This is a genomic window from Pontibacter sp. HJ8 (assembly GCF_054824225.1).
Genome location: NZ_JSYF01000339.1, coordinates 1 through 3,641 on the forward strand (window position 1 = coordinate 1; position 3,641 = coordinate 3,641).

General features: G+C 48.1%; 5 protein-coding genes. 4 read left to right on the forward strand and 1 reads right to left on the reverse strand.

Annotated elements, in window-relative coordinates; translation table 11 throughout:
- Positions 1 to 327: 327 nt before the first annotated feature.
- The 3 genes from OB13_RS14615 to OB13_RS14625 all read left to right on the forward strand — a co-directional run bounded on the left by OB13_RS14615 (position 328) and on the right by OB13_RS14625 (position 1,784).
- Complete coding sequence (locus OB13_RS14615) at positions 328 to 519, forward strand: cold-shock protein (protein WP_461490909.1); 192 nt, start codon at positions 328 to 330, stop codon at positions 517 to 519.
- Positions 520 to 717: 198 nt separating this feature from the next.
- Positions 718 to 1,125: a hypothetical protein gene (locus OB13_RS14620; protein WP_461490910.1), complete on the forward strand. Its 408-nt coding sequence runs from the start codon at positions 718 to 720 to the stop codon at positions 1,123 to 1,125.
- Positions 1,126 to 1,379: 254 nt separating this feature from the next.
- Positions 1,380 to 1,784: a DUF983 domain-containing protein gene (locus OB13_RS14625; protein WP_461490911.1), complete on the forward strand. Its 405-nt coding sequence runs from the start codon at positions 1,380 to 1,382 to the stop codon at positions 1,782 to 1,784.
- 393 nt (positions 1,785 to 2,177) lie between these two features.
- Here OB13_RS14625 and OB13_RS14630 read toward each other — a convergent pair whose 3' ends face one another.
- Positions 2,178 to 2,981, reverse strand: coding sequence for a DUF7149 domain-containing protein (locus tag OB13_RS14630; RefSeq protein ID WP_461490912.1), 804 nt, complete (start codon positions 2,979 to 2,981; stop codon positions 2,178 to 2,180).
- 468 nt (positions 2,982 to 3,449) lie between these two features.
- On the opposite strand from OB13_RS14630, the gene OB13_RS14635 reads away from it, so the two are divergent.
- Positions 3,450 to 3,641 (forward strand): PAS domain S-box protein (locus OB13_RS14635; protein WP_461490913.1); only part of this gene is annotated, 192 nt, incomplete at its 3' end.

The window sequence follows — 3,641 nt, forward strand, 5'->3', positions numbered from 1 at the left end:
AACTTATTGGGGATAATCATGGGGTGCTTGGTTGTCAACTGGCAAAATATAAAACAACTTTAAGAAGTCATAGGGATGTTGAAAACTTTGTAATATGGCATGAATATACAGGAGCCTGAATATTATGACAAAGAATCGGCTCTCGGGCGCTATAGCTGGTATAGCCGGTCACTGCCGACATTTACGCGCCTTTTGTCGGGGCCGCTGAAAATTAATTAGTGCCCTGAGGCGCTGCAAATGGCATAATGTGATTATTTTTAAAATAGTTGAAGAATATTTTGAACATTCTCCCTATATTGGTAGAGATAAGTATCATAAAAAAACATCATGAATAACGGAACAGTAAAATTTTTCAATGACACGAAAGGATTCGGGTTTATCAAAGACGCAAATTCCAACCAAGAGTACTTCGTACACGTGTCTGGCCTACAAGAAGAAGTTAGAGAAAATGACGAAGTAACATTTGATCTGCAGGAAGGCAAAAAAGGATTGAACGCGGTTAACGTAAAGCGCGCTTAGTTTTAGACATACAAGCTATGCAGAAAGAGCCTTACACAAGTTGTGAGGCTCTTTTTTTTGCTCTTTTTCTTACCTGGCCTGCCCTGCGTGTCTCCGGTTAAATTTTGCGTTATAGTAGATAAATTCTTTTTCGCTTTTTGGTGCGCTATACCTAAATTGCGCCTTCCCGGAATAGCTCTTTTTCTAATTTCTGTATTCATGATACTGCATCAGACTAGCCTTATAAAGCTGGATTATAACCCTGCGACGGATATCCTGCAGGCTGAATATCCTGACCTGGACAGATTACATCTGCCAGAAATAAAGCATAACTTCAGCGTGATGGTAGAGGTCATCCGAAATTACGATGTCAAAAAGCTTTTGCTCGATGCCAGCCAGACCGACGTGAGCCTGAACGATGAGGAAAACAGGCAGCTGGGGCTGGAACTGGCTGCCGAGCTGTCGAAGACGCGCCTGCAGAAGCTTGCCCGCATACAGCCCCGGGACCCGGGTCAGGAAATAAAGGCCCAGGTGAACATCAACCTGATGAAACAGTCCGGGCTGCTCCCCTACGAGCTGGAAACTTTCTCAAACCGGGCGCAGGCCATAGCCTGGCTGCTGCAATAAAGCTCCTGACACCAATCATATCCTGCTCCCCGGCTTCTATCCTAAAGAAGCCCTGCCCGTAGATTCCCGGCTATACCTTCAGCCGGGACGCGCTATACCTGGCGGAGGCTTGCGCATGTGCCGGTCAGGTATACCTACGCTTACCCGGCCACTTATACCTGTTGCTCTCCAGAGAAGACCAATGAAAGCCTCCCGAACTGGTAAAGTCCGGGCTTTATAGGTAAATTTGTAAACAGACCAAATCGTTTTCTGCTATGAGCTGGAAGGAGAGTAAAATGTATAGTATCCTGCATACCACGTGCCCGCGTTGCCACGAAGGAAAGATGTTTCCGGATGGCACGCTTTATACCCGGAAGTTTGCCGATATGCACGAAAAGTGCTCCTGCTGCGGACAGGTATTTGAGCCCGAAACGGGCTTTTACTATGGCGCTATGTTTGTGAGCTATGCCTTCAGCACCGCCATATTCATTGCCGTTTGGATCGGGCTGAGCCTGGTAGTAGAAGACATCACCATGCCAATGATGATCGTCGCGCTCGTCGTGGCGGTGGTGGCACTGCTGCCCATCAACTTCCGGCTTTCGCGCAGCATATGGATCAATTTCTTTGTGCACTACGAAGGCCCCTGCACAAAAGCAGAAGTTGAACTCCGGGCAAAATAAAAAACCGCTGCGGCGTCTCCCGAACCTCGCAGCATTTGCAGTATGGTGGCAGGGTTTGTCGAAAATCGGAAGGCTGTTGCGCGGACAGGTCTCGACCTGTCCCTACGCAGGTGCTATACCTTTGCCGCTTCGAACATAATGTATATTTCATCCGGCATGGCATAGGCCGGATCCACGAGCAGCATTTGATAGTAGCTGAGGTCCTAGAGGCGGTATACCTGCAGGTCGATCCGCCTCCAGCACCTACTCTAGCGAGTCTACTTGGTTTCTTGCCTTCGTCGGCATGAGCAATGGAGAGTTGAATCATGTACTGCCGTTTCCATTTCAGAAAACTTGCCTTAAATTGAAAGCTTATAGCTGCGAAGTAAAAGGAGAAAAGCTTTAAGTCAAGCGTTAAAACCCTTCTCTGAATCCTTTTAAGTGCGCATAGCACGCCGGGCTACCACCTTCCGCTACATCCTCGGTTGAAGAAAATGTCTTAAGTAGGTGCGCCGGCGAAAGCAGCTTGTAAAGTGCCACCAGTTTCACATCGTCCTTCAGGTCGGCGTTGCGCAGCGGTTTTTCGTAGTCTTTGAGGTTAAAATAGGTATAGCTGATGCCTTCGGCCAGGGCCGTGATGGCCGGCGCAGCGATCTCTTTATAATAAAAATCGGTGCCGCCGCTCGCCTTGCGGCCTTCGCTCCAATCTGTAAAGTCTTTGCGAAGCTGGGTGTTGCGGTAAAAGAGCCGGTCGTACTCCAGGGCATCGAACACAAACCACTCGTGCACGCTCGTCACGATGAGGTGGCGCAGGTCATGGTTGTGGTGCTGCACCCGCTCGCGCAGGTAGTAGAGCAGCAGCTCGTGCATGGCCTTGTTGTTGAGGTTGCCTTGGGTAGGCATGTCGGCCTTGTTGGTTGGCCGCTTGACTTCCAGCAGCACGCCCGCATTGCTTTTGGTGCCGGCACCGGTATGGATCACCAAGTCAGTTTTGCCCCAAGTGCTCAATCCGTAGTTTACATAAAAAGCCGACTTCAGAAAATCCCGCAAATGTTTCCGGGCATGCTCCTCTGTCTCGTTGGGGTTCAGACTGTCGAGCAGCGTGCGCAGGGCCGACTTGAATAGCTCCATGTCCGCGGGAGAAGTCTTAAGACGAAGGTAAGCCCTGCTAAGCGCTTGTTGAGGCCGCAGGATGGTATGCTGCATAGGGTAAGTCATTTGTGCACAGCAAGATAAGAATCAAGTTAAGAATTAGGAATTTAGAATTAAGAATTTTTTTAAGCAAGTATAGCCGTTGCTCCTAAAGACCTCGCGGTGTGCGCAGATCCCGCGAGCGTCTAACAGATCTCGGCTATACCTATACCTGGTGCACGTTCATTAGGGATTTCCCGGACAATCGATTTGCTCTTTTTCATTAACCGGACTTATCCGAACCGCCCTATCCGGTAGCACCAAATAAGTCAATCCCAAACATAGCTAACTTCCTGCAAGCCCCTTACACATTGCCTTATTATTTCTGAATCTCAAGTAGTACTTAAATAATAAATCCATATAACACCTCCGTTCTGGATATGATTTAACAAAGGCAATACTATACCGGCCCAACATTTGAAAAAAATCTTTTGCTCAAATTCATTTTATTGATTTTTTACAATTATTTTCACCCCAGCAAAAAGACAGAGCCTCTTGAATACAACTTTACCCCATGTCATCCCGGGCACAGCCCTTACCTCCGAATTCTATGCATCCATCGTAAAACATGGATCAGACCTTATTACTGTCATCGACTGTGAGGGTATTTACCAGTACGTAAGTGACTCTGTCGGACCTGAGCTGGGCTATGGTACGGAGGAACTGCTGGGCACGAATGTAATGTCG